The 22,296-nt window shown below is 34.2% G+C and carries 18 protein-coding genes, 8 tRNA genes and 1 rRNA gene; all 27 read left to right on the top strand.

Going from position 1 to position 22,296, the window contains the following annotated elements; genetic code table 11:
- The first annotated feature begins 107 nt into the window (after nt 1-107).
- Entirely contained in the window at nt 108-1,073 is a 966-nt protein-coding gene (locus KA856_RS13275) for a ribose-phosphate diphosphokinase (RefSeq protein ID WP_046206556.1), read from the top strand.
- 141 nt (nt 1,074-1,214) lie between these two features.
- On the top strand, nt 1,215-1,874 hold the full coding sequence (locus tag KA856_RS13270) for a 50S ribosomal protein L25/general stress protein Ctc (protein ID WP_107386292.1): 660 nt from the start codon (nt 1,215-1,217) through the stop codon (nt 1,872-1,874).
- A gap of 193 nt (nt 1,875-2,067) precedes the next feature.
- Nucleotides 2,068-2,640: an aminoacyl-tRNA hydrolase gene (gene pth / locus KA856_RS13265; RefSeq protein WP_107384068.1), complete on the top strand. Its 573-nt coding sequence runs from the start codon at nt 2,068-2,070 to the stop codon at nt 2,638-2,640.
- On the top strand, nt 2,637-6,149 hold the full coding sequence (mfd, locus tag KA856_RS13260) for a transcription-repair coupling factor (RefSeq protein ID WP_107386291.1): 3,513 nt from the start codon (nt 2,637-2,639) through the stop codon (nt 6,147-6,149). Before pth ends, mfd begins: the two co-directional genes overlap by 4 nt.
- Nucleotides 6,139-7,677, top strand: coding sequence for a polysaccharide biosynthesis protein (locus KA856_RS13255; RefSeq protein WP_107386290.1), 1,539 nt, complete (start codon nt 6,139-6,141; stop codon nt 7,675-7,677). The genes mfd and KA856_RS13255 overlap by 11 nt, the downstream gene beginning before the upstream one ends.
- Complete coding sequence (locus tag KA856_RS13250) at nt 7,677-8,864, top strand: MazG nucleotide pyrophosphohydrolase domain-containing protein (RefSeq protein WP_107386289.1); 1,188 nt, start codon at nt 7,677-7,679, stop codon at nt 8,862-8,864. Before KA856_RS13255 ends, KA856_RS13250 begins: the two co-directional genes overlap by 1 nt.
- A 2-nt stretch (nt 8,865-8,866) precedes the next feature.
- Nucleotides 8,867-9,130, top strand: a complete 264-nt coding sequence (locus tag KA856_RS13245) for an RNA-binding S4 domain-containing protein (protein ID WP_107384081.1) — start codon at nt 8,867-8,869, stop codon at nt 9,128-9,130.
- 20 nt (nt 9,131-9,150) lie between these two features.
- Nucleotides 9,151-9,552, top strand: coding sequence for an FtsB family cell division protein (locus tag KA856_RS13240; RefSeq protein ID WP_107386288.1), 402 nt, complete (start codon nt 9,151-9,153; stop codon nt 9,550-9,552).
- A gap of 100 nt (nt 9,553-9,652) precedes the next feature.
- The gene (locus tag KA856_RS13235; RefSeq protein ID WP_019467962.1) at nt 9,653-10,051 is read left to right on the top strand and encodes a S1 domain-containing RNA-binding protein; all 399 of its coding nucleotides are present in this window, start codon (nt 9,653-9,655) and stop codon (nt 10,049-10,051) included.
- A gap of 210 nt (nt 10,052-10,261) precedes the next feature.
- On the top strand, nt 10,262-11,554 hold the full coding sequence (gene tilS / locus KA856_RS13230) for a tRNA lysidine(34) synthetase TilS (protein ID WP_107386287.1): 1,293 nt from the start codon (nt 10,262-10,264) through the stop codon (nt 11,552-11,554).
- A 4-nt stretch (nt 11,555-11,558) separates the two neighbouring features.
- Nucleotides 11,559-12,098, top strand: a complete 540-nt coding sequence (gene hpt, locus KA856_RS13225) for a hypoxanthine phosphoribosyltransferase (RefSeq protein WP_019467964.1) — start codon at nt 11,559-11,561, stop codon at nt 12,096-12,098.
- A gap of 283 nt (nt 12,099-12,381) precedes the next feature.
- Complete coding sequence (ftsH, locus tag KA856_RS13220; RefSeq protein WP_107386286.1) at nt 12,382-14,490, top strand: ATP-dependent zinc metalloprotease FtsH; 2,109 nt, start codon at nt 12,382-12,384, stop codon at nt 14,488-14,490.
- A gap of 212 nt (nt 14,491-14,702) precedes the next feature.
- The gene (gene hslO / locus KA856_RS13215) at nt 14,703-15,581 is read left to right on the top strand and encodes an Hsp33 family molecular chaperone HslO (RefSeq protein ID WP_107386285.1); all 879 of its coding nucleotides are present in this window, start codon (nt 14,703-14,705) and stop codon (nt 15,579-15,581) included.
- Nucleotides 15,582-15,738: 157 nt separating this feature from the next.
- On the top strand, nt 15,739-16,671 hold the full coding sequence (gene cysK, locus KA856_RS13210) for a cysteine synthase A (RefSeq protein ID WP_107386284.1): 933 nt from the start codon (nt 15,739-15,741) through the stop codon (nt 16,669-16,671).
- Nucleotides 16,672-17,115: 444 nt separating this feature from the next.
- Complete coding sequence (folP, locus tag KA856_RS13205) at nt 17,116-17,919, top strand: dihydropteroate synthase (RefSeq protein WP_107384077.1); 804 nt, start codon at nt 17,116-17,118, stop codon at nt 17,917-17,919.
- A complete protein-coding gene (folB, locus tag KA856_RS13200) occupies nt 17,897-18,262 on the top strand; it encodes a dihydroneopterin aldolase (protein ID WP_107386283.1) in 366 nt (121 codons plus the stop codon). The genes folP and folB overlap by 23 nt, the downstream gene beginning before the upstream one ends.
- Complete coding sequence (folK, locus tag KA856_RS13195; protein ID WP_107386282.1) at nt 18,262-18,741, top strand: 2-amino-4-hydroxy-6-hydroxymethyldihydropteridine diphosphokinase; 480 nt, start codon at nt 18,262-18,264, stop codon at nt 18,739-18,741. Before folB ends, folK begins: the two co-directional genes overlap by 1 nt.
- Before the next feature lie 560 nt (nt 18,742-19,301).
- Nucleotides 19,302-20,789, top strand: coding sequence for a lysine--tRNA ligase (lysS, locus tag KA856_RS13190; RefSeq protein WP_181187775.1), 1,488 nt, complete (start codon nt 19,302-19,304; stop codon nt 20,787-20,789).
- Nucleotides 20,790-21,260: 471 nt separating this feature from the next.
- Nucleotides 21,261-21,375: ribosomal RNA gene (gene rrf, locus KA856_RS13185) — 5S ribosomal RNA — on the top strand.
- 16 nt (nt 21,376-21,391) lie between these two features.
- Nucleotides 21,392-21,467 (top strand) — tRNA-Val (locus KA856_RS13180).
- 16 nt (nt 21,468-21,483) lie between these two features.
- Nucleotides 21,484-21,559, top strand: a tRNA-Thr gene (locus tag KA856_RS13175).
- Between the two features lie 6 nt (nt 21,560-21,565).
- Nucleotides 21,566-21,638 (top strand) — tRNA-Lys (locus KA856_RS13170).
- 14 nt (nt 21,639-21,652) lie between these two features.
- Nucleotides 21,653-21,727, top strand: a tRNA-Gly gene (locus tag KA856_RS13165).
- A 7-nt stretch (nt 21,728-21,734) separates the two neighbouring features.
- Nucleotides 21,735-21,823: transfer RNA gene (locus tag KA856_RS13160), tRNA-Leu, on the top strand.
- Nucleotides 21,824-21,836: 13 nt separating this feature from the next.
- Nucleotides 21,837-21,913: transfer RNA gene (locus tag KA856_RS13155), tRNA-Arg, on the top strand.
- Nucleotides 21,914-21,939: 26 nt separating this feature from the next.
- Nucleotides 21,940-22,013: transfer RNA gene (locus tag KA856_RS13150), tRNA-Pro, on the top strand.
- 20 nt (nt 22,014-22,033) lie between these two features.
- A tRNA-Ala gene (locus KA856_RS13145) sits at nt 22,034-22,109 on the top strand.
- Nucleotides 22,110-22,296: the final 187 nt, after the last annotated feature.

The following is a 22,296-nucleotide window of genomic DNA, read 5'->3' as shown; positions in this document are numbered from 1 at the left end:
AATGTAGATGTAAGGAAGACCTCAATCGACATTTTGTAGATTAATGAGATAAATATAACTTTGTCTATGAACGAAACTAATTGAATGAATTAATTGGAGGACTATAAATGTTAAACAATGAGTATAAGAATTCTGCTTTGAAAATATTCTCTTTAAAAGGTAATGAACCCTTAGCCCAAGAAGTAGCAGATAATGTTGGAATCGAGCTAGGTAAATGTTCTGTAAAACGTTTTAGCGATGGAGAAATTCAAATTAATATTGAAGAAAGTATTCGTGGTTGTGATGTATTTATTATTCAACCGACTTCTAATCCAGTAAACTTACATTTAATGGAATTATTAATTATGATAGATGCTTGTAAACGTGCTTCAGCAGCTAATATTAATATTGTGGTGCCATACTATGGTTACGCTCGTCAAGATAGAAAAGCGCGCAGCCGTGAACCAATTACAGCGAAATTAGTTGCAAACTTAATTGAAACTGCTGGCGCAGATCGCATGATTGCATTAGACTTACATGCACCACAAATCCAAGGATTCTTTAATATGCCAATAGACCACTTAATGGGTGTTCCGATTTTAGCAGAATATTTCCAAAATGATACAGACATTGATCCAGAAGAATGTGTCGTAGTTTCTCCAGATCATGGTGGTGTAACTAGAGCACGTAAACTTGCAGATATTCTAAAAACACCAATTGCAATCATAGATAAACGACGTCCTAAACCTAATGTAGCTGAAGTAATGAATATCGTTGGAGAAATTGAAGGTCGCACAGCGATAATTATTGATGATATCATCGATACAGCTGGTACGATTACATTAGCAGCTCAAGCGCTAAAAGACAAAGGTGCTAAAGATGTTTACGCATGTTGTACACACCCTGTATTATCAGGCCCAGCTAAAGAACGTATTGAAAATTCAGCGATTAAAGAGTTAGTCGTTACAAATTCAATTCAATTAGATGAAAACCGTAAACCAGCTAATACTAAGGAACTGTCAGTAGCAGGTTTATTAGCACAAGCTATTGTGCGCGTATATGAAAGAGAATCTGTTAGTGTGCTATTTGACTAATTAGTGCAATAGTTGTATAATTATTCCGTTCGTGATTTCAATTCACGATTAAATAAACACTTGCAAGCAACATTGTGTTGATGGGTAAGTGAGGGGTTCTTATTATCATAATAAGAACAAAAAATGAAAGGTGGAAATAATATGGCTTCATTAAAGTCAATTATTCGTCAAGGTAAACAAACACGTTCAGACCTTAAAACACTTAGAAAAATTGGTAAAGTACCTGCAATCGTTTATGGTTACGGTACAAAAAATACTTCAGTAAAAGTTGATGAAGTAGAATTTATCAAAGTTATTCGTGAAGTTGGACGTAACGGTGTTATCGAATTAGGTGTAGGTTCTAAAACAATTAAAGTAATGGTTTCAGACTATCAATTCGATCCACTTAAAAACCAAATTACTCACATTGACTTCTTAGCAATCAATATGAGTGAAGAACGTACTGTTGAAGTACCAGTTCAACTTACTGGTGAGGCAGTAGGAGCTAAAGAAGGTGGCGTTGTTGAACAACCATTATTCGACCTTGAAGTAACTGCGACACCAGACAATATCCCTGAATCTATCGAAATTGACATCAGTGAATTAGATGTTAACGATAGCTACTCAGTTGCAGATATTAAAGTTTCAGGTGATTTCACAATCGAAAATGACCCTGAAGAATCTGTAGTAACAGTAGTTCCTCCAACTGAAGAACCTACTGAAGAAGAAATCGAAGCTATGGAAGGCGAATCAGAAACTGAAGAGCCAGAAGTTGTTGGTGAAGAAAAAGAAGACGAAGAAGAAGAGAAAGAAGAAGAGTAATTTCTCTGACGTCATTCTAATACACACGATTTCAATAAGAAAAAATAATCTTAAAAAGCACCATGCTTAATTCGTTAAGCTGGTGTTTTTTTATGTTAATATAGTGAATGATATGAAAATAAAAAAAACAAACGGTATAACGTTGTGAAATAATAAATGTTTTTGAGTGAATACAACAATTGGAGGTAACATAATGAAATGTATTGTAGGTTTGGGCAATATTGGTAAACGCTTTGAGCTGACAAAACATAATATCGGTTTTGAAGTTATTGATTATATGTTAGAACACAATCAATTTAAATTAGATAAACAAAAGTATAAAGGTGCCTATACAATAGAACGTTTAGCTGGTGAAAAAGTGATGTTTATAGAACCAATGACAATGATGAATTTGTCTGGTGATGCTGTAGGGCCACTGATGAAGTACTATGACATTGATATAGACGATTTACTTGTACTATATGATGATTTGGATTTACCACAAGGTGAAATTCGCTTACGACAAAAGGGTAGTGCCGGTGGTCATAATGGTATGAAGTCGATTATTCAAGCTTTAGGTACAGACCAATTCAAACGCATTCGTATTGGTGTTGATCGTCCTTCCAATGGCATGTCGATTGTTGATTATGTATTACAAAAATTTTCGAAGCAAGAAATGGATACAATGAATAAAGTAATAGAACATTCAGCACGTGCAGTAGAAGCTTATATTGAAAGTTCTCGTTTTGACCGTGTGATGAATGAGTTTAATGGTGAGGTCAAGTGAAATCAATAATTACAGAATATATTAAAAAAGATAAACGCTATCAAGAGTTAAATGAAGTATTTGGTGAAGCAAACGTATTGGTTACTGGACTATCTAGTTCGGCGAAGGCAACAATCATAGCCGAAAAGTTTATTCATAGTTCAAAACAATTACTTGTAGTAACGAACAACTTGTATCAAGCAGACAAACTAGAGAGTGACTTGCAACAATATGTTGATACAGATGATATTTACAAGTATCCAATGCAAGATATTATGACAGAAGAATTTTCAACCCAAAGCCCCCAATTCATGAGCGAACGTGTACGTACTTTAACGGCACTTGCTCAAGAAAAGAGAGGGTTATTTATCGTACCGCTAAATGGTTTTAAAAAATGGTTAACACCTGTTGAAATGTGGAGAGCACATCAACTCAAACTTTCCATTGGTGATGATATTGATATTGATGAATTTTTAAACAAACTTGTAAACATGGGATATCGCAGAGAGAGTGTCGTATCGCATATTGGTGAATTCTCGTTACGTGGTGGCATTATTGACATATATCCGTTAATAGGTTTACCAGTAAGAATCGAATTATTTGATACAGAAGTAGATTCAATTCGAAACTTTGATGTGGAGACGCAACGTTCGGAAGAAAATTTAGACCATGTAGACATTACAACTGCCAGTGATTACATCATTACAGATGAAGTATTAAAGCACACTAAATCAAAATTAAAAGAAGCATATGAGTATACACGTCCAAAAATAGATAAATCTGTACGTAATGACTTAAAAGAAACATATGAAAGTTTTCAACTTTTTGAATCTTCTTTATTTGACCATCAAGTATTACGTAGACTCGCTGCTTTTATGTACGAATCCCCTGCAACCATTATTGATTACTTTAAATCTGATGCGATTGTAGCAGTTGATGAATATAATAGAATCAAAGAAACTGAAACAACACTGGTTTCTGAAGCTGAAGAATTTATGCAGAGTTTAATTGAAAGCGGCAAAGGGTTTATCGGACAGAATTTCTTACAATATGACGGGTTTGAGTCACTATTAAATCGATATCCAGTTACGTATTTTACTTTGTTCACTGCAACGATGCCGGTAGAACTCAACACAATCATTAAATTTTCATGTAAGCCAGTACAACAATTTTATGGCCAATATGATATTATGCGTTCCGAATTCCAACGCTTTATCCAAAATGATTATACGATTGTTGTATTAGCAGAAACTGAATCAAAAAAAGAGCGCATTCAATCAATGTTAAATGAAATGCACATACCAACATTTATAGATACGCCAAGTGCACAAAGTGAAGGTGGTAGTGCAATCATCACTGAAGGTAGCCTATCAGAAGGTTTTGAATTACCATATATGCACCTTGTTGTTGTAACAGAACGTGAATTATTTAAATCAAAACAAAAGAAAAAAGCAAAACAACATAAGAAATTAACAAATGCAGAAAAAATTAAATCATATCAAGATTTGAAAGTCGGAGATTTTGTTGTTCATGTTCACCATGGTGTAGGTAAATATTTAGGTGTCGAAACACTTGAAGTTGGCGGCGTTCATAAAGATTATATAAAACTGCAATACAAAGGTACCGATCAATTATTTGTACCAGTAGATCAAATGGATCAAGTACAAAAATATGTTGCTTCCGAAGATAAATCACCCAAATTAAATAAACTTGGTGGTACAGAATGGAAGAAAACAAAAGCTAAAGTTCAACAAAATGTTGAAGATATGGCTGATGAATTAATAGAATTATATAAAGAAAGAGAAATGTCAGTTGGTTATAAATATGGACCAGATACACCACAACAAAATGATTTTGAAATTGACTTCCCTTATGAATTAACGCCAGACCAAGGCAAGTCCATTGAAGAGATTAAACAAGATATGGAAATTGAACGACCAATGGATAGATTATTATGTGGTGATGTTGGTTACGGAAAAACAGAAGTTGCGGTACGAGCAGCTTTTAAAGCTGTAATGGAAGGTAAACAAGTAGCCTTTCTTGTGCCTACGACAATCTTAGCGCAACAACACTATGAAACTTTAATCGAGCGCATGCAAGATTTTCCTATAGAAATCCAACTGATTAGTAGATTTAGAACTACTAAGGAAGTTAAAGAGGTTAAAGAGGGACTTAAATCAGGATATGTTGATATCGTTGTTGGTACGCATAAATTGTTAGGTAAAGATATTCATTATAAAGATTTGGGCTTACTCATCGTAGATGAAGAACAACGTTTTGGCGTAAGACACAAAGAAAAGATTAAGTCACTTAAGACAAATGTTGATGTATTAACTTTAACTGCAACACCGATTCCGAGAACCCTACATATGAGTATGTTGGGCGTGCGTGATTTATCGGTCATTGAAACACCACCAGAAAATCGTTTTCCTGTGCAAACGTATGTATTAGAGCAAAATATGAATTTTATTAAAGAAGCTTTAGAAAGAGAATTATCACGTGAGGGCCAGGTTTTTTACTTATACAATAAAGTGCAATCGATTTATGAAAAACGCGAACAATTGCAAATGTTAATGCCAGAAGCAAATATCGGTGTGGCACACGGTCAAATGAATGAACGTGATTTAGAAGAAACGATGTTGAGCTTTATCAACCATGAATTTGATATTCTTGTAACGACAACGATTATCGAAACTGGCGTAGACGTTCCAAATGCCAATACTTTAATTATCGAAGATGCCGATAAATTTGGATTGAGCCAATTATATCAATTACGAGGACGTGTGGGGCGTTCAAGTCGTATAGGTTATGCATATTTCTTACATCCATCTAACAAGGTATTATCAGAGACTGCTGAAGAAAGACTACAGGCAATCAAAGAATTTACTGAATTAGGTTCCGGTTTTAAAATTGCAATGCGGGATTTAAATATTCGAGGTGCAGGGAATCTTTTAGGTAAACAACAACATGGATTTATTGACTCCGTAGGCTTTGATTTATACTCACAAATGTTAGAAGAAGCGGTGAATGAAAAACGAGGTATTAAAGAAGAACAACCTGATGCTCCCGAAGTTGAAATTGAACTAAATATTGATGCTTATTTACCAGCTGAATATATTCCAAATGAACAGGCAAAAATAGAAATTTATAAAAAATTACGTAAAATTGAGACGGAATCGCAATTGATGGATGTTAAAGATGAGCTGATTGACCGCTTTAATGATTATCCAGTTGAGGTTGAAAGATTGCTAGAAATGATGGAAATAAAAGTGCATGCGTTGAATGCAGGTGTAACACTTATTAAAGATGTAGGTAAAAAAATAGAGATTTATTTATCCGAAAAAGGCACTACAGACATCAATGGTGAAGCACTCTTTAAACAAACCCAACCACTTGGACGTGCAATGAAAGTTGGTGTTCAAGATGGTAAAATGAAAGTGACACTCAATAAAGATAAAGTATGGTTAGATAGTTTGAAATTCTTAGCGAAATGTTTAGAAGAAAGTATGGTTATACCAGATGAACGTTAAATCTGAAACAAAAGGTGTTTTTAATGGCGTTGTTGTACTAACTATAGCGCTTATCATTGTTAAAGTATTAAGTGCGTTGTACCGTGTGCCTTATCAAAATATACTAGGAGATGAAGGTCTATACGCTTATCAACAAGTATATCCAATAGTAGCTTTAGGTGTTATTTTATCGATGAATGCCATTCCTAGTGCAGTCACTCAAACTTTTAGCGCAAGCGGACAACCCAATCAATATACACGCGTGTTATTAAGGTTACAATTTGCTGGTGTTATCTTTTTCTTAGTTTTATTTACTTGTGCACATTGGGTTGCTTTTCTAATGGGAGATGTCAATTTAGCACCTATGTTAAGGGCGGCAAGTGTCAGCTTTTTATTTGTTGGCATACTTGGTGTCTATAGGGGTTACTATCAGGCACACCATGAGATGAACATACCTGCAATTTCCCAGGTTATAGAACAATTTATTCGTGTCGTAATTATCATGATTGCCATTGTGATGTTTATGAGTCATTCATGGAGTATATATCGTGCAGGTACATTAGCGATTGTTGGTTCAGGTATTGGTTTTTTAGCATCTAGTTTGTTTCTAATACAACGGAAACCTTTTAAATTATCTAGAGCACATGCCAGTGTTGATGTTGCTTGGAAAAAGTTAACGCTAGGTATTGTTGTATTCGCGGTGAGCCAATTGATCGTTATTGTATGGCAAGTGGTGGATAGTTTTACAGTGATACATGCACTTCAAATGACTGGTTTAGATTTTGACGAAGCAACTATTTTTAAAGGCATTTATGACCGCGGTGCCTCTTTTATACAGATGGGGTTAATTGTAACGACGACGTTCTGTTTTGTGCTTATTCCATTACTAACAGATGCATTAAAAACAAAGCAACATATACTGGTGAATCGCTATGCTAATGCATCGATAAAGATTACGATTTTATTTAGTGTGGCAGCAGCTATAGGTTTGATCAATTTGCTCCCTGTAATGAACAGTGTGTTCTTCAAAAACGATAGTTTGAACGGAACGTTATCCGTATATATGCTTACAGTTATATGTGTATCTCTTATAATGATGGATATTGCTTTATTACAAGTGAAAAATCGCGTTAAAGTTATTTTGTTCGCATTTGGCATTGGTGTTGTGGTCAAAGCGATATTGAATATGGTTTTAATACCACAACTTTCAATTTTCGGTGCCAGTCTAAGTACTGTCATTTCATTGCTGTTATTTGTGTGGGTTTTACAGTATCAAGTATTAAAAATGTATCATTTCCAAACAATGAAAAAATTCATTGTTAAATTAGCGGGTACAATGATGCTATTATCTATCACAGTACAAATAGTCATGTTTCTTATTCCAGGAGAAGGTAGAATGCAAGGTTTAGTCGAATTAGCCATAGCAGCTACCATTGGCGTTATTGTAGTGATTTTTTCTATCGTACGCATGCAATTATTAAGTTTTAGAGAACTCAAACATCTACCTTTTGGAGATAAACTATTCCATATGAAAAGAGGGAAACATTAATGACAAATAAAATAACAGTTGTTGGATTAGGCAATTACGGTATTGAGGATTTACCATTAGGGATTTATAAATTTTTGAAAAAGCAAACATTAGTTTATACACGTACCTTTGACCACCCAGTCATCCAAGACTTAACAATGGAAGGTATCAATATTGAAAGCTTTGATCAAGAATATAAAAATCATGACGCTTTTCAAAATGTATATGAAGCTATTGTGTCAAAATTGATAAATACTGCAAAAGACAATAATATTGTATATACAGTACCAGGCCATCCACGTGTAGCTGAGACAACAACTGTGTATTTAGAACAATATGCACAAAAACATTCTGATATAGAAGTTGAAATATTAGGTGGTAAAAGCTTTATAGACGATATATTTGAAGCGGTGAAGGTTGATCCTAACGATGGTTTTACAATGTTAGATGCAACAGATCTTCAAAAAGAAAAATTGAATATTCGTACACATACACTTATCACACAAGTTTATAGTGGAATGGTCGCTGGTGATTTAAAAGTGACATTGATGGAACGTTATAGTGATGATCAACTTGTTTATATCGTAGATGGTGCCAGAAATAATTATGCCAACGTTATCAAAACACCGTTATATGAAATAGATCATTACGACGAAGTTTTTAACAATATAACTAGTGTATTTATTCCAAAAGTGGAAATTGAAGAAACATACTTTGGTGATTTTAACTATGCAGTTGGTATCATTGACCACTTAGTAGATGACGAGAAAGGTTGCCCATGGGATAAAGTTCAAACACATCATACTTTAAAACGTTATTTGTTGGAAGAAACATTCGAATTGTTTGAAGCGATAGATAATGAAGACGATTGGCACATGATAGAAGAGTTAGGAGACATTCTATTACAGGTATTACTACATGCAAGCATAGGAAAAAAAGAAGGTTATATGGATATTAATGAAGTGATACAAAGTCTTTCAGAAAAAATGATACGTAGACATCCACATGTTTTTGGTGATGCAAAAGCAGAAACAGAAGAAGATTTAAAAAATATTTGGTCTAATGCTAAGTCTAAGGAAGGTAAAGAACAGCGTGTGAAATTTGAGAAAGTATTTGCAGACCACTTCTTAGCATTGTATGATAAAACAAAAAATAAATCGTTAGATGAAAATGCTTTAAAACGAATTTTAGAGCAAGGAGGAAAATAATGATGAGATTAGATAAATATCTCAAAGTTTCAAGATTAGTAAAGCGTCGTACATTAGCAAAAGAAATCAGTGATCAAGGACGTATTACTGTAAATGGCGTAGTTGCTAAAGCAGGTACTGATGTAAAAGAAACAGATGAACTCGTTATTCGATTTGGACAAAAAATTGTAACAATTAAAGTCACAGGTTTGAGCGAACATGCAACAAAAGAAAATGCAAAAGGTATGTATGAACTCATTAAAGAAGAAAAAGTTAGTGAAATATAAACATAGGAGGTGACAAGCAAATGAATAAAAAAGTTGAAAATATAGGCAATACGTATACTTCAGCAGAAAACAAAAAAAAGCAGCAGCAACAAATGAGAAAGCGTGTTGTTCGTAAACGTATCACTTTATTTGGTGGTATTTTACTACTGATTATTATCATTTTAGCCATCATGCTTGTCACTCAAAAACAAAGTAACAATGAAGATTCAGTTGAACGTCAACAAAAAGAACAAAAGTATCAAAAGCAACAAGATGAAGAATTAGCACTAAAAGAACAATTAAATAATTTAAATGATAAAGATTATATTGAAAAAGTTGCACGTGATGATTACTATCTAAGTAATGATGGGGAAGTTATTTTCAAATTGCCTGGAGATAATAAATCTGACACTAAATCTAAGGCGCAAAATGATGATAAATAAGTGAATTTAATTTTTTGCATCATTATACCATTGTTAATTTATGCAAACAGGCATATAATAGGGTTAAAATCGAAACGAATCGGGAGGATTTATTTATAATATGTCAATCGAAGTAGGAAACAAGCTTAAAGGTAAAGTCACTGGAATTAAAAAGTTTGGCGCTTTTGTCGAACTTCCAGAAGGAAAGAGTGGCTTAGTTCACATAAGTGAAGTTGCAGATAACTACGTTGAAAACGTAGAAGATCACTTATCTGTTGGTGATGAAGTTGAAGTTAAAGTGCTTTCAATTGCTGATGATGGAAAAATTAGTTTATCTATCAAAAAAGCAAAAGATCGTCCACGTAGACCTCAAAGCAAACCAAATTATAAACAACCTCAACCTAAAGGTGAGGACTTTGAAAAGAAACTAACAAACTTCTTAAAAGATAGCGAAGATAAATTGACTTCTATTAAGCGTCAAACGGAATCTAGACGTGGTGGAAAAGGCGCTAGACGCTAAAATATATAAAATAAGACTGTTCCCAAGAGAACTGAAATTAATTGTTAAGTACAACATTTAATATGATTTTAATGACGTTTGACTTTGACAATAAATGACTGTTTTCTTACTTAAGGAAACAGTCTATTTTTTGTTGTGTACAGACGTTGCAACGTACATGTAAAACTCAAAGGTAAAAAATCTTTCGCATTGTGACATAGGAGGTAAGCTATGGTAGAAGTTAATGCTGATGGTTGGAATAAAGACCAACATATTGTGTTAGCCGTTTCAACGGGGATTGATAGCATGGTATTATTGCACAACTTAATTAATCAGTTGTCTCAATCGTATAGAAAATTAACTTGCTTACATGTGAATCATAATATTCGTGATATTGCACAAGAAGAAGAATCATTTATAAGAAAATATTGTGAGTCGTATCAAATTCCATTGTTCGTGCATCATTTAGATTTATCGAAAGTCATTGAACAAGGTAACAGCATTGAAAATATTGCAAGGAACGAACGATATCAATGGTTTGATGATATGATGGTGGAGCTGGATGCGGACGTCTTATTAACCGCACATCATCAAGATGATCAAATTGAGACTATCTTTTATCGGTTGATGACTGGACGTTCAACTAGAAGTAGTTTAGGTATGTCATATCTGACTTCACGAGACGCTTATATGTTGTGCAAACCATTGTTAGAAACAACAAAAGCGGACATTCGAAACTATCAGCAAAATTATGAGGTACCTTATTATGAAGACGAGACAAACGCTGAAAATCATTATGTAAGAAATGATATTCGTAATCGTATTTTACCTGCCATCGATAGCAATCTCCATTTATCTACAAAACAGTTACTTAAGTTGAAAGATTGGCATGATATGCAACTGCAAGCATTACATGACAATGCGTTACATTTTATAGAAACTCATGTTCATGAAAATGCTGATAAGACAGAAACAGTAATTCCAAGAGTTGCATTTTCTAATTTAAATCATAATATTAAAATAATTATTTTAGATAAAATATTTTCAAAATTACAGGTTACGACATCAATGACTGAAAAAATGTACGAATCCTGGTTTCAGCAACTCGAAGGCAAAGTTACTCAATGTACAATATATACAACGGATAAATGGAATATTTATATCGCTTATGATAAATTTATAATAATGGCAAATTATGATAAATGTCTTGTGCCAACAAAGATTTTGCAACCAGGCTTATATCACTATGGTCATTATAGTATAGACATAACAGATAATTTTCCAAAAGATGATTATCCGTTAGTCGTTAGAACTAGAAATAATGGAGATAAATTCAAACTAAATGGTGTAAAAGGACATAAAAAAGTTAGTCGATTACTTATTGATCGCAAAATTATACAAACTGAGCGAAACCAATTACCAATTTTAGTCAATGCAGATGAAACAATTATTGCTATAGGTACGTTATACTTAAATAATGAATATAAAGATACTATTTTCATACGAAATACGGGAGAGGAATGAAATTATGCGAGATGATTTAAAGGAAATATTAATGGATGAGGCAGAAATAGAACAAATATGTAAAGACTTGGGTGCAAAAATTACTGAAGCATATGCAGGTAAACCACTTGTCTGTATAGGTATCTTGAAAGGGTCAGTAATGTTTATGACAGACCTCATCAAACATATTGATACACATTTAGCTATCGATTTTATGGATGTTTCTAGTTACCATGGCGGTACTGAATCAACGGGTGAAGTACAAATACTTAAAGATTTAAGTGGTTCAATAGAAGGAAAAGACATCTTGATTATTGAAGACATTTTAGAAACAGGAACAACATTAAAATCAATAACTGAATTATTGGAATCAAGAAAAGTCAATTCACTGGAAATTGTAACATTATTAGACAAACCAAATCGTCGCAAAGCGGATATCGAAGCAAAATATGTAGGTAAAAAAATTCCAGATGAATTCGTAGTAGGCTACGGATTAGATTATGCTGAAAATTATAGAAACCTACCATATATTGGTACACTTAAACCAGAAATTTATTCAAAATAAGCAGTACAATTTAATCGTATGAAATATTGTTATATACTGTAAAACGTAATCGGATTAAATGAGTCGATATACATAGTATGTTGATAAAATACGAGGACATATACGTAAATCATTTAAAGAATAGATTATAAAGTATATGTTAACTGTTTGTATATCAAAATAAAAAAGTATAAAAATAACAGGAACTGTAACGTACATACAAAAGTAGAATTACTAGCCCAACACTTGTGTATTGTGTTACAATTTTTGTTAGTTTTATTATTGAAGTAGGAGGAAACGACGCATGCAGAAAGCCTTTCGTAACGTGCTAGTTATCGCAATCATTGGCGTTATTATATTTGGCTTGTTTTCGTGGCTAAATGGTAACGGAAATATGCCAAAACAGCTTACATATAATCAATTTGTTAAGCAATTAGATAAAGGTGAATTGAAATCCTTAGAAATTCAGCCAGAACAAAATGTATATATGGTAAGTGGTAAAACTAAAAAAGATGAAGATTATTCTTCAACTATTTTATATAATAATGATAAAGAGCTTGAAAAAATAACAGATAAAGCACAAAGTCAAGATGGATTGAAATTTACGGTTAAAGAAGAAGAAAAACAAAGCGTATTTGTAAGCATCTTAACTACGTTAATTCCAGTTTTAATCATAGCCTTATTATTTATTTTCTTCCTTAGTCAAGCACAAGGAGGCGGCGGTGGCGGCGGTCGCATGATGAACTTTGGTAAATCCAAAGCTAAAATGTACGACAGTCAGAAAAAACGTGTACGCTTCTCAGATGTAGCTGGCGCAGATGAAGAAAAACAAGAATTAATAGAAATTGTTGACTTCTTAAAAGATAATAAACAATTTAAACAAATGGGTTCTAGAATTCCTAAAGGTGTTTTACTAGTAGGACCTCCAGGTACAGGTAAAACCTTATTAGCTCGTGCAGTAGCTGGTGAAGCTGGTACACCATTCTTCTCAATCAGTGGTTCAGACTTCGTTGAGATGTTTGTAGGTGTCGGCGCAAGCCGTGTACGTGACCTATTTGAAAATGCTAAGAAAAACGCACCTTGTATTATCTTTATTGACGAAATCGACGCAGTTGGTCGTCAACGTGGTGCAGGTGTTGGTGGCGGACACGATGAACGTGAACAAACGTTAAACCAATTACTAGTTGAAATGGATGGATTCGGTGAAAATGAAGGCATCATTATGATTGCTGCTACAAACCGTCCTGATATTTTAGACCCAGCATTATTACGTCCTGGTCGTTTCGATAGACAAATTCAAGTTGGTCGTCCAGACGTAAAAGGACGTGAAGCTATTCTACATGTCCATGCTAGAAATAAACCACTTGATGAAACAGTAGACTTAAAAGCAGTATCTCAAAGAACACCTGGTTTCTCTGGTGCAGATTTAGAAAACTTGCTGAACGAAGCATCATTAGTTGCAGTACGTGAAGGTAAGAAGAAAATAGATATGCGTGATATTGAAGAAGCAACTGACCGTGTGATTGCTGGTCCTGCTAAAAAATCACGTGTCATTTCTGAAAAAGAACGTAATATCGTAGCACACCATGAGGCAGGCCATACTATTATTGGTATGGTGCTTGATGAAGCAGAGGTTGTCCATAAGGTTACCATCGTACCACGTGGCCAAGCTGGTGGTTATGCAATGATGTTACCAAAACAAGATCGCTTCCTAATGACTGAGCCAGAATTACTAGATAAAATTTGTGGTTTGCTAGGTGGGCGAGTTTCTGAAGATATTAATTTCAACGAAGTATCAACAGGTGCTTCAAATGACTTTGAACGTGCAACACAAATCGCACGTCAAATGGTTACTGAATATGGTATGAGTAAGAAACTTGGTACGGTACAATTCACAAGTAGCAGTAATGGACAAGTATTCTTAGGTAAAGACATGCAAGGCGATCCAGAATATTCTGGACAAATTGCGTATGAAATTGATAAAGAAGTTCAACGTATTATTAAAGAACAATACGAACGTTGTAAAAACATTCTTTTAGAACATCAATCACAATTACTTTTAATTGCTGAATCTTTATTAAAAGAAGAAACATTAGTTGCTGAGCAAATTCGTTCATTATTCTATGATGGTGTATTACCAGAAGTTGATTACGATGCAGCAGAAGTTGTTAGTGATCAAGAAAGTGAATTTAAAGAAGGTAAATACGGTAAATCTTATGAAGATGTACGAAAAGAACAACTAGAAGATGGTAAACAAGAAGAAGATCAACAAGAAGAAAAAGATATCGATAAAGAAAGTAAAGATAGCGAACATGACAATGATGACTCAGAAGATACAGGTCATGAGCAAGCGCCAAATATCGATAAACCTAGCAACCCAAGTGATCCTAACGATCCAAGCAATAGAAATTAATAACTGAACAAAAAGCTTCTTTCTGCTATCATATTGATGTGGAAAGAAGCTTTTTTAATATTTATCAATCGACCAAATTACAAACAGATATGTAGCAATTTTTTGACTGAACACTTACAATAAATTGCATTGATAAAAAGTATGATGAAATTCTATATAAAAATCAGAAAACAATTAAAACATTACAATGTATAAAAGGAGAAATTATAGAAATGACAAATGATTACATCGTTAAAGCATTGGCTTGCGAAGGACAAATAAGAGCATATAGTGCATTAACTACAGAAAGTATTCAAGAAGCACAATCAAGACATTATACTTGGCCGACAGCATCAGCTGCACTTGGCAGAACGATGACTGCAACGTTGATGATGGGTGCTATGTTAAAAGGTGAACAAAAATTAACAGTTACGGTTGATGGACAAGGACCAATCGGTAAAATTATAGCTGATGCTGATGCCAGTGGCCATGTAAGAGGGTACGTGACCCACCCACAGACTCACTTTCCTCTGAATAACGTTGGGAAGTTAGATGTTAGTAGAGCTGTTGGAACCAATGGTGCATTAACTGTAGTAAAAGACGTTGGAATGAAAGATTATTTCTCTGGTTCAAGTGAACTTGTATCCGGTGAATTAGGCGATGACTTCACTTATTACTTCGCAAAAAGTGAACAAGTGCCGTCATCTGTAGGACTAGGCGTATTAGTAAATCCTGATAATTCTATAAAAGCTGCAGGTGGTTTTATCATTCAAGTGATGCCTGGTGCAGAAGAAAAAACAATTAATAAATTAGAAACAGCAATCAACAATATGACACCAGTTTCGAAATTAATTGATCAAGGTTTAGCGCCAGAAGAAATTTTATATGAAATACTTGGTGAAGATGAAGTTCAAATTTTAGAAGAAATGCCTGCAAGTTTTGAATGTAATTGTGGCCACGAAAAGTTTTTGAATGCAATTAAAGGACTAGGTCAAGCTGAAATTGAAAGTATGATTAATGAAGATCATGGTGCAGAAGCAGAATGCCACTTTTGTAGAAGTAAATATCAATATACAGAAAATGAATTACAGGAATTATTAGAAAAGATGTAAAAAATCCTTTAAAATAATGTTCAAATCAGTATAAATTATAAAAATATTGTAATTTTCAATCTTCTTAGTTGTATTCAAATCAAAATCTGATAAAATATAAAGTATATCCGATAGAAAAAGTAGGTTTTAAACTTTTTAATGAAAAGGAGCAATACTTATGACAAACAAACCAGTAAATAATATCGTTGAGGTAATTGGTAATACGCCAGTAGTTAAATTAAACAATGTGGTGGATGAAAATGCTGCAGATGTTTATGTAAAATTAGAATATCAAAATCCAGGTGGCTCAGTTAAAGACCGTATTGCATTAGCAATGATTGAAGAGGCAGAGAAAGATGGAAAAATCAAACCAGGAGATACAATTGTAGAACCAACGAGTGGTAATACAGGTATAGGTTTAGCTTTTGTATGTGCTGCTAAAGGTTATAACGCAGTATTTACTATGCCAGAAACAATGAGTCAAGAACGTCGTAATTTATTGAAAGCTTATGGTGCAGAAGTTGTTTTAACACCAGGTTCAGAAGCAATGAAAGGCGCTATTAAAAAAGCAAAAGAATTAAAAGAAGAATTCGGCTATTATGAACCACAACAATTTGAAAACCCAGCTAACCCACGTGTGCATGAATTGACAACTGGTCCAGAATTGGTTGAACAATTTGAAGGGAAAACAATTGATTCATTCTTAGCAGGTGTTGGTACTGGTGGTACATTAACTGGTGCAGGTAAAGTATTGAAAGAGAAATACCCTGATATTAATCTTGTAGCTATTGAACCAGAAGATTCACCAGTATTAAGTGGTGGAGAACCAGGACCACATAAATTACAAGGTTTAGGAGCTGGCTTTGTACCAGATACTTTAGATACGAATGTCTATGACGAAGTTATAAAAGTAGGTAATGAAACAGCGATGGATATGTCTCGTAAAGTTGCTAAAGAAGAAGGTATACTTGGAGGTATTTCTTCAGGTGCAGCAATTTATGCAGCTATCGAAAAAGCAAAATCTTTAGGTAAAGGTAAAACAGTCGTTACTGTATTGCCAAGTAATGGTGAACGTTACCTTTCAACACCTTTATATTCATTTGAAGATTAAAAATATATTTATAAAACCGATCATGTGTAGATTTGATCAGTTTCAGACTGTCGACAAGGTTACTGACTTTGTCGACAGTTTTTTTGTGTGCTTTCTGTGAAGATTTTGTCGTTTTCTAGATTTTAGTATAATAATACGCCCATACGGAATTACATGTACAGCAGCTAATGTTAAGTTGAAGTATTGTAATGATTGTTAATGACGTGCTGATAGCGTCTATAAAATTAAGTAATTCAATGGAAATAGGTCAAAATGCGAAATGATTAATATATTTGAATGCGTTCTTGCCAATTACTGATTATTTAAATGGGTAAAATGAATTAGACTTAAATTTTTTGTTATATGAGCATTGCTTACTGAAAATTTTATAAATTAGCGTTATTATAGAATAGTGATTACTAAGCTAGCGATGAGGTATTTAACAGTGAAAGGAAGAAAGTAACGATGGCACATACAAAAATTATGGGCATATTAAACGTAACTCCAGATTCATTTTCTGATGGTGGTAAATATAATTCAGTAGAAAAGGCTGTTAAAAGGGCGGAAGAAATGATTGAAGAAGGTGTAGATATTATAGATGTTGGCGGTATATCTACACGTCCTGGCTACGAAGAAATCAGTGTAACTGAAGAATTGCAACGCGTAGTCCCAGTTGTAAAAGCACTCAGCCAATTAGACGTGCAACTTTCTATTGATACATATAGAAGTGAAGTGGCAGAAGCAGCGATGAAATTAGGCGCTACAATGATTAATGATCAGTGGGCTGGATTATATGACGAAAAAATCTTTGATATTGTATCTAAATATGAAGGCGAGATCATATTGATGCACAATGGTGATGGTAATCGAACAATGCCAGTTGTGGATGAAATGCTTCTACATTTATTGAAACAAGCAAATAAAGCAGAAATGGCAGGTATTCCCCAAGAAAAAGTTTGGATAGATCCTGGCATTGGTTTTGCAAAAACAAGAGATGAAGAAAAAGAAGTAATGGCACGCTTGGACGAGTTAATAGCTACGGATTATCCTGTACTATTAGCGACAAGTAGAAAAAGATTTATTAAAGAAATGATAGATAGAGACACACAAGCAACTGAAAGAGATGAAGCAACAGCCGCCACTACTGCATATGGTATAATGAAAGGTGTTAAAGGTGTGAGGGTTCATAATGTTATGCTCAACGCCCGTTTGGCTCAAAGCATGGATTATTTAAAGGAGAATGAGGATGAGAGACACGATATTTCTTAGCGGTATGAAATTTTATTGTTATCACGGTGCTTTACCAGCCGAAAATGAAATTGGCCAAATATTCATCGTAGATGTGACAATGAAAGTTGATTTAAGTCTTGCAGGTGAAACAGATAAAGTTACTGACACTGTTCACTATGGTGAAGTATATGAAGATGTTAAATCAATCATGGAAAGTAAACCAGTGAATTTAGTAGAGCATCTAGCTGAACGTATTGCAAAACGTATAAATTCACACTATAATCGTGTAATGGAAACGAAAGTTAGAATCACTAAAGAAAATCCACCTATACCAGGCCATTATGAAGGTGTAGGCGTAGAAATAGTGAGGGAGAATTTCTAATGTCATATGCATACTTAGGTTTAGGAAGTAACGTTGGAGATAGAGAAACACAGCTTAATCAAGCGATTCATATTTTGAATGAAACAGAAGGTATCAATGTAACACAAACATCCCTAATTTATGAAACTGATCCTGTAGGATATGTTGAGCAACCTCAATTTTTAAATCAATGTATTGAAATACAAACGACACTGACACCTCGTGATTTATTAAATGCATGCCTAGAAACAGAACAACAGTTGCATAGAGTGAGAGATATCAGATGGGGTCCTAGAACATTAGATGTTGATATTTTATTATTTGATAAACAAATTATAAATGAAGATGACTTGGTTATACCGCATCCACGTATGCTGGAACGTTCTTTCGTGCTCATACCACTCAATGATATTGCGCCAGATTTTACTGAACCTCATACAAACAAAAAAATTAGAAATTTAGTAACGTTAGATAATTCAGTGAAACAATATAAGGGTTAAGAAAGCAACGATGTATAAATTCAATGAGAATGAGTCCTAGCAAAGCATTTTTATTGAATAGCTATACTTGCAATTTTATTATATATTAATTGTGAAATTCATTTGATTTCTTCTATCATTATTTGGACGCGGTAGAAGCATGTTAAATCATTAATACAACTGATATAACAAGATTAACTCTAACTAGAACAACATGTATTGTATAACAATTGCAGTAATAGTTATATACACTGAATTGCTGCACAGTAAAAATGCGTATTTTAAAAATTGTTTCATTCATAAAGATTAAACAGATACTTTAGCATACGCTGAAATATATAAGCTTAAATTACTTTATTACATTCATGACCTCTAGTAAAATTGAAAATTGAAAAATTAGTGCTGAGTACATAGGGAAATACCCATCTTTGTATTTAAAAGATAGGGTGGTCATGGTAAAGTAAGAAATGATTGGAACAAATCAAGATACAATAACCATAAATGATAGATATTCCTCGCATTCTAACAAAAAGTAGGGGCTAAAATTAAAATAGAACAAGAAGTATAAAGGAGAGAAAGTTATGTCAGAAGAAATGAACGACCAAATGCAGGTGCGTCGTCAAAAAATGCAAGAGCTATACGATTTAGGTATCGATCCATTCGGCGGAAAATTTGTACGAACTTCAATGGCTACTCCGTTACATGAAGATTGGGATCAATTCTCTAAAGAAGAATTACAAGAAAAAGAAGAAGAGAGTCATGTCAGCATAGCTGGACGTTTAATGACGAAACGTGGTAAAGGTAAAGCAGGCTTTGCACACGTGCAAGATTTATCAGGTCAAATTCAAATTTATGTAAGAAAAGATCAAGTTGGAGAAGAACAATTTGAACTATGGAAATCAGCAGACCTAGGAGATATCGTAGGTATTGAAGGTGTTATGTTCAAAACAAACACTGGTGAATTGTCAGTCAAAGCAAAATCATTCACGCTTTTAACAAAAGCATTACGACCATTACCAGATAAATTCCACGGTTTACAAGATATTGAACAACGCTATCGTCAACGTTATTTAGACTTAATAACAAACCAAGATAGCACGCAAACTTTTATTAATAGAAGTAAAATTTTACAAGAAATGCGTAATTACTTAAACAATCAAGGATTCTTAGAAGTAGAAACACCAATGATGCACCAAATTGCAGGTGGAGCGGCAGCAAGACCATTTGTAACACATCATAATGCCTTAGATGCAACATTATATATGAGAATTGCAATAGAATTACATTTAAAACGATTAATTGTTGGTGGTTTAGAGAAAGTATATGAAATTGGTCGCGTGTTTAGAAACGAAGGTGTATCTACACGTCATAATCCAGAGTTCACAATGATTGAACTTTACGAAGCATATGCAAACTATCACGATATTATGGACTTAACAGAAGATATGATTAGACATATATCTAATAAAGTACTTGGCACTGCAAAAATTAATTATGGTGAAGAAATTATTGACTTAGAATCAAACTGGAAACGAGTTCACATGGCAGATGCTGTCAAAGAAGTAACAGGTATTGATTTCTTTAACGTTCAGAGTGACGAAGAAGCTAAAACACTTGCTAAAGAGCACGGTGTTGAAATAACTGACAATATGAAATACGGTCATATTTTAAACGAATTCTTTGAACAAAAAGTTGAAGAAACATTAATACAACCTACATTTATATATGGTCATCCAATAGAAATATCACCATTAGCAAAGAAAAATCCAGAAGACCCTCGATTTACGGATCGTTTTGAGTTGTTTATTGTAGGTAGAGAACATGGTAATGCATTTACAGAATTAAATGATCCTATAGATCAAAGAGAAAGATTTGAAGCGCAATTAGTTGAAAAAGAACAAGGTAATGATGAAGCACATGAAATGGACGAAGATTTCATTGAAGCATTAGAATATGGTATGCCTCCAACAGGTGGTTTAGGTATAGGTATTGATAGACTTGTTATGTTACTTACTGATTCAGCTTCAATTAGAGATGTATTATTATTCCCATACATGAGACAAAAATAATATAGATCAACTTAAATTAAGGGATTAAATATTGTGACTCACAGATAAGAGGCATGATGTTTAATCCTTTTTAATTATAAATCTGAACTTTAAACAAATGGAATAGAGCGATTTTTTTAACAACAAACTAAAAATAATAAAGTAATAAGATACAATTATGCATATTTATGCTATTTAAATATAAAAATATACCAAAAAAGGTATGGTAAACTGAGATTTCTTATGGTAAGATAATTCAAGTCGAGTTAAGTAAACGCGAATACGTGCGAAATAAAGTATATGTTTTAAATAAAAGTTACGAAAACCGTTGACTTTAATGAAAAAACATAGTATTATATAAAAGTCGTCAAAAACGAGCATTTACATAATGAGCATTAAGTAAAGAACTTGTGAATTTCTTTAAGATAGTGTAAAATTAACTATTGTAATTGATTAATAAACAATGTATCATACATTGAGTAAGTTATTTTGTCTGGTGGCTATAGTAAGGAGGTCACACCTGTTCCCATGCCGAACACAGAAGTTAAGCTCCTTAGCGCCGATGGTAGTCGGACTTACGTTCCGCAAGAGTAGGACGTTGCCAGGCTTTATAATAAATATGTGGAGGATTAGCTCAGCTGGGAGAGCATCTGCCTTACAAGCAGGGGGTCGGCGGTTCGAACCCGTCATCCTCCACCATTTTCAAAAGTGAATAGCCGGCCTAGCTCAACTGGTAGAGCAACTGACTTGTAATCAGTAGGTTGGGGGTTCAAGTCCTCTGGCCGGCACCATTTCATGAGCCATTAGCTCAGTTGGTAGAGCATCTGACTTTTAATCAGAGGGTCAGAGGTTCGAATCCTCTATGGCTCATCCAGTTTCATTTTGCAGAAGTAGTTCAGCGGTAGAATACGACCTTGCCAAGGTCGGGGTCGCGGGTTCGAATCCCGTCTTCTGCTCCATTATTTTGCCGGGGTGGCGGAACTGGCAGACGCACAGGACTTAAAATCCTGCGATGAGAGATCATCGTACCGGTTCGATTCCGGTCCTCGGCACCATCATTTTAATAGAGCGCCCATAGCTCAATTGGATAGAGTACTTGACTACGAATCAAGCGGTTATAGGTTCGACTCCTATTGGGCGCACCATTTTTAGAATGATTTTATGATAAATACGGGAAGTAGCTCAGCTTGGTAGAGCACTTGGTTTGGGACCAAGGGGTCGCAGGTTCGAATCCTGTCTTCCCGACTCTTATTTAAAAAGAATATGGGGGCTTAGCTCAGATGGGAGAGCGCCTGCTTTGCACGCAGGAGGTCAGCGGTTCGATCCCGCTAGTCTCCACCATATATATTTAAATGAACATTGAAAACTGAATTGCAATATGTCAACGTTAATTCCGATTTCAACATTAAATGTTGAATCAAAACAACGTGTTATTGATAACACAAATTAGTATTTTATGAGCTAATCAAACATCATATTTTTATGGAGAGTTTGATAATGGCTCAGGATGAACGATGGCGGCGTGACT

This window comes from Staphylococcus sp. GDB9P120P (assembly GCF_017893435.1).
Taxonomy (GTDB): domain Bacteria; phylum Bacillota; class Bacilli; order Staphylococcales; family Staphylococcaceae; genus Staphylococcus; species Staphylococcus cohnii.
This window is presented reverse-complemented; position numbering and strand designations above follow the sequence as displayed.

What these genes read in the sequence shown, in the direction of transcription:
- KA856_RS13275 (WP_046206556.1), top strand. Translation starts at nt 108, where the DNA reads ATGTTAAACAATGAGTATAAGAATTCTGCTTTGAAAATATTCTCTTTA.
- KA856_RS13270 (WP_107386292.1), top strand. Translation starts at nt 1,215, where the DNA reads ATGGCTTCATTAAAGTCAATTATTCGTCAAGGTAAACAAACACGTTCA.
- pth (WP_107384068.1), top strand. Translation starts at nt 2,068, where the DNA reads ATGAAATGTATTGTAGGTTTGGGCAATATTGGTAAACGCTTTGAGCTG.
- KA856_RS13255 (WP_107386290.1), top strand. Translation starts at nt 6,139, where the DNA reads ATGAACGTTAAATCTGAAACAAAAGGTGTTTTTAATGGCGTTGTTGTA.
- KA856_RS13250 (WP_107386289.1), top strand. Translation starts at nt 7,677, where the DNA reads ATGACAAATAAAATAACAGTTGTTGGATTAGGCAATTACGGTATTGAG.
- KA856_RS13245 (WP_107384081.1), top strand. Translation starts at nt 8,867, where the DNA reads ATGAGATTAGATAAATATCTCAAAGTTTCAAGATTAGTAAAGCGTCGT.
- KA856_RS13240 (WP_107386288.1), top strand. Translation starts at nt 9,151, where the DNA reads ATGAATAAAAAAGTTGAAAATATAGGCAATACGTATACTTCAGCAGAA.
- KA856_RS13235 (WP_019467962.1), top strand. Translation starts at nt 9,653, where the DNA reads ATGTCAATCGAAGTAGGAAACAAGCTTAAAGGTAAAGTCACTGGAATT.
- tilS (WP_107386287.1), top strand. Translation starts at nt 10,262, where the DNA reads ATGGTAGAAGTTAATGCTGATGGTTGGAATAAAGACCAACATATTGTG.
- hpt (WP_019467964.1), top strand. Translation starts at nt 11,559, where the DNA reads ATGCGAGATGATTTAAAGGAAATATTAATGGATGAGGCAGAAATAGAA.
- ftsH (WP_107386286.1), top strand. Translation starts at nt 12,382, where the DNA reads ATGCAGAAAGCCTTTCGTAACGTGCTAGTTATCGCAATCATTGGCGTT.
- hslO (WP_107386285.1), top strand. Translation starts at nt 14,703, where the DNA reads ATGACAAATGATTACATCGTTAAAGCATTGGCTTGCGAAGGACAAATA.
- cysK (WP_107386284.1), top strand. Translation starts at nt 15,739, where the DNA reads ATGACAAACAAACCAGTAAATAATATCGTTGAGGTAATTGGTAATACG.
- folP (WP_107384077.1), top strand. Translation starts at nt 17,116, where the DNA reads ATGGCACATACAAAAATTATGGGCATATTAAACGTAACTCCAGATTCA.
- folB (WP_107386283.1), top strand. Translation starts at nt 17,897, where the DNA reads ATGAGAGACACGATATTTCTTAGCGGTATGAAATTTTATTGTTATCAC.
- folK (WP_107386282.1), top strand. Translation starts at nt 18,262, where the DNA reads ATGTCATATGCATACTTAGGTTTAGGAAGTAACGTTGGAGATAGAGAA.
- lysS (WP_181187775.1), top strand. Translation starts at nt 19,302, where the DNA reads ATGTCAGAAGAAATGAACGACCAAATGCAGGTGCGTCGTCAAAAAATG.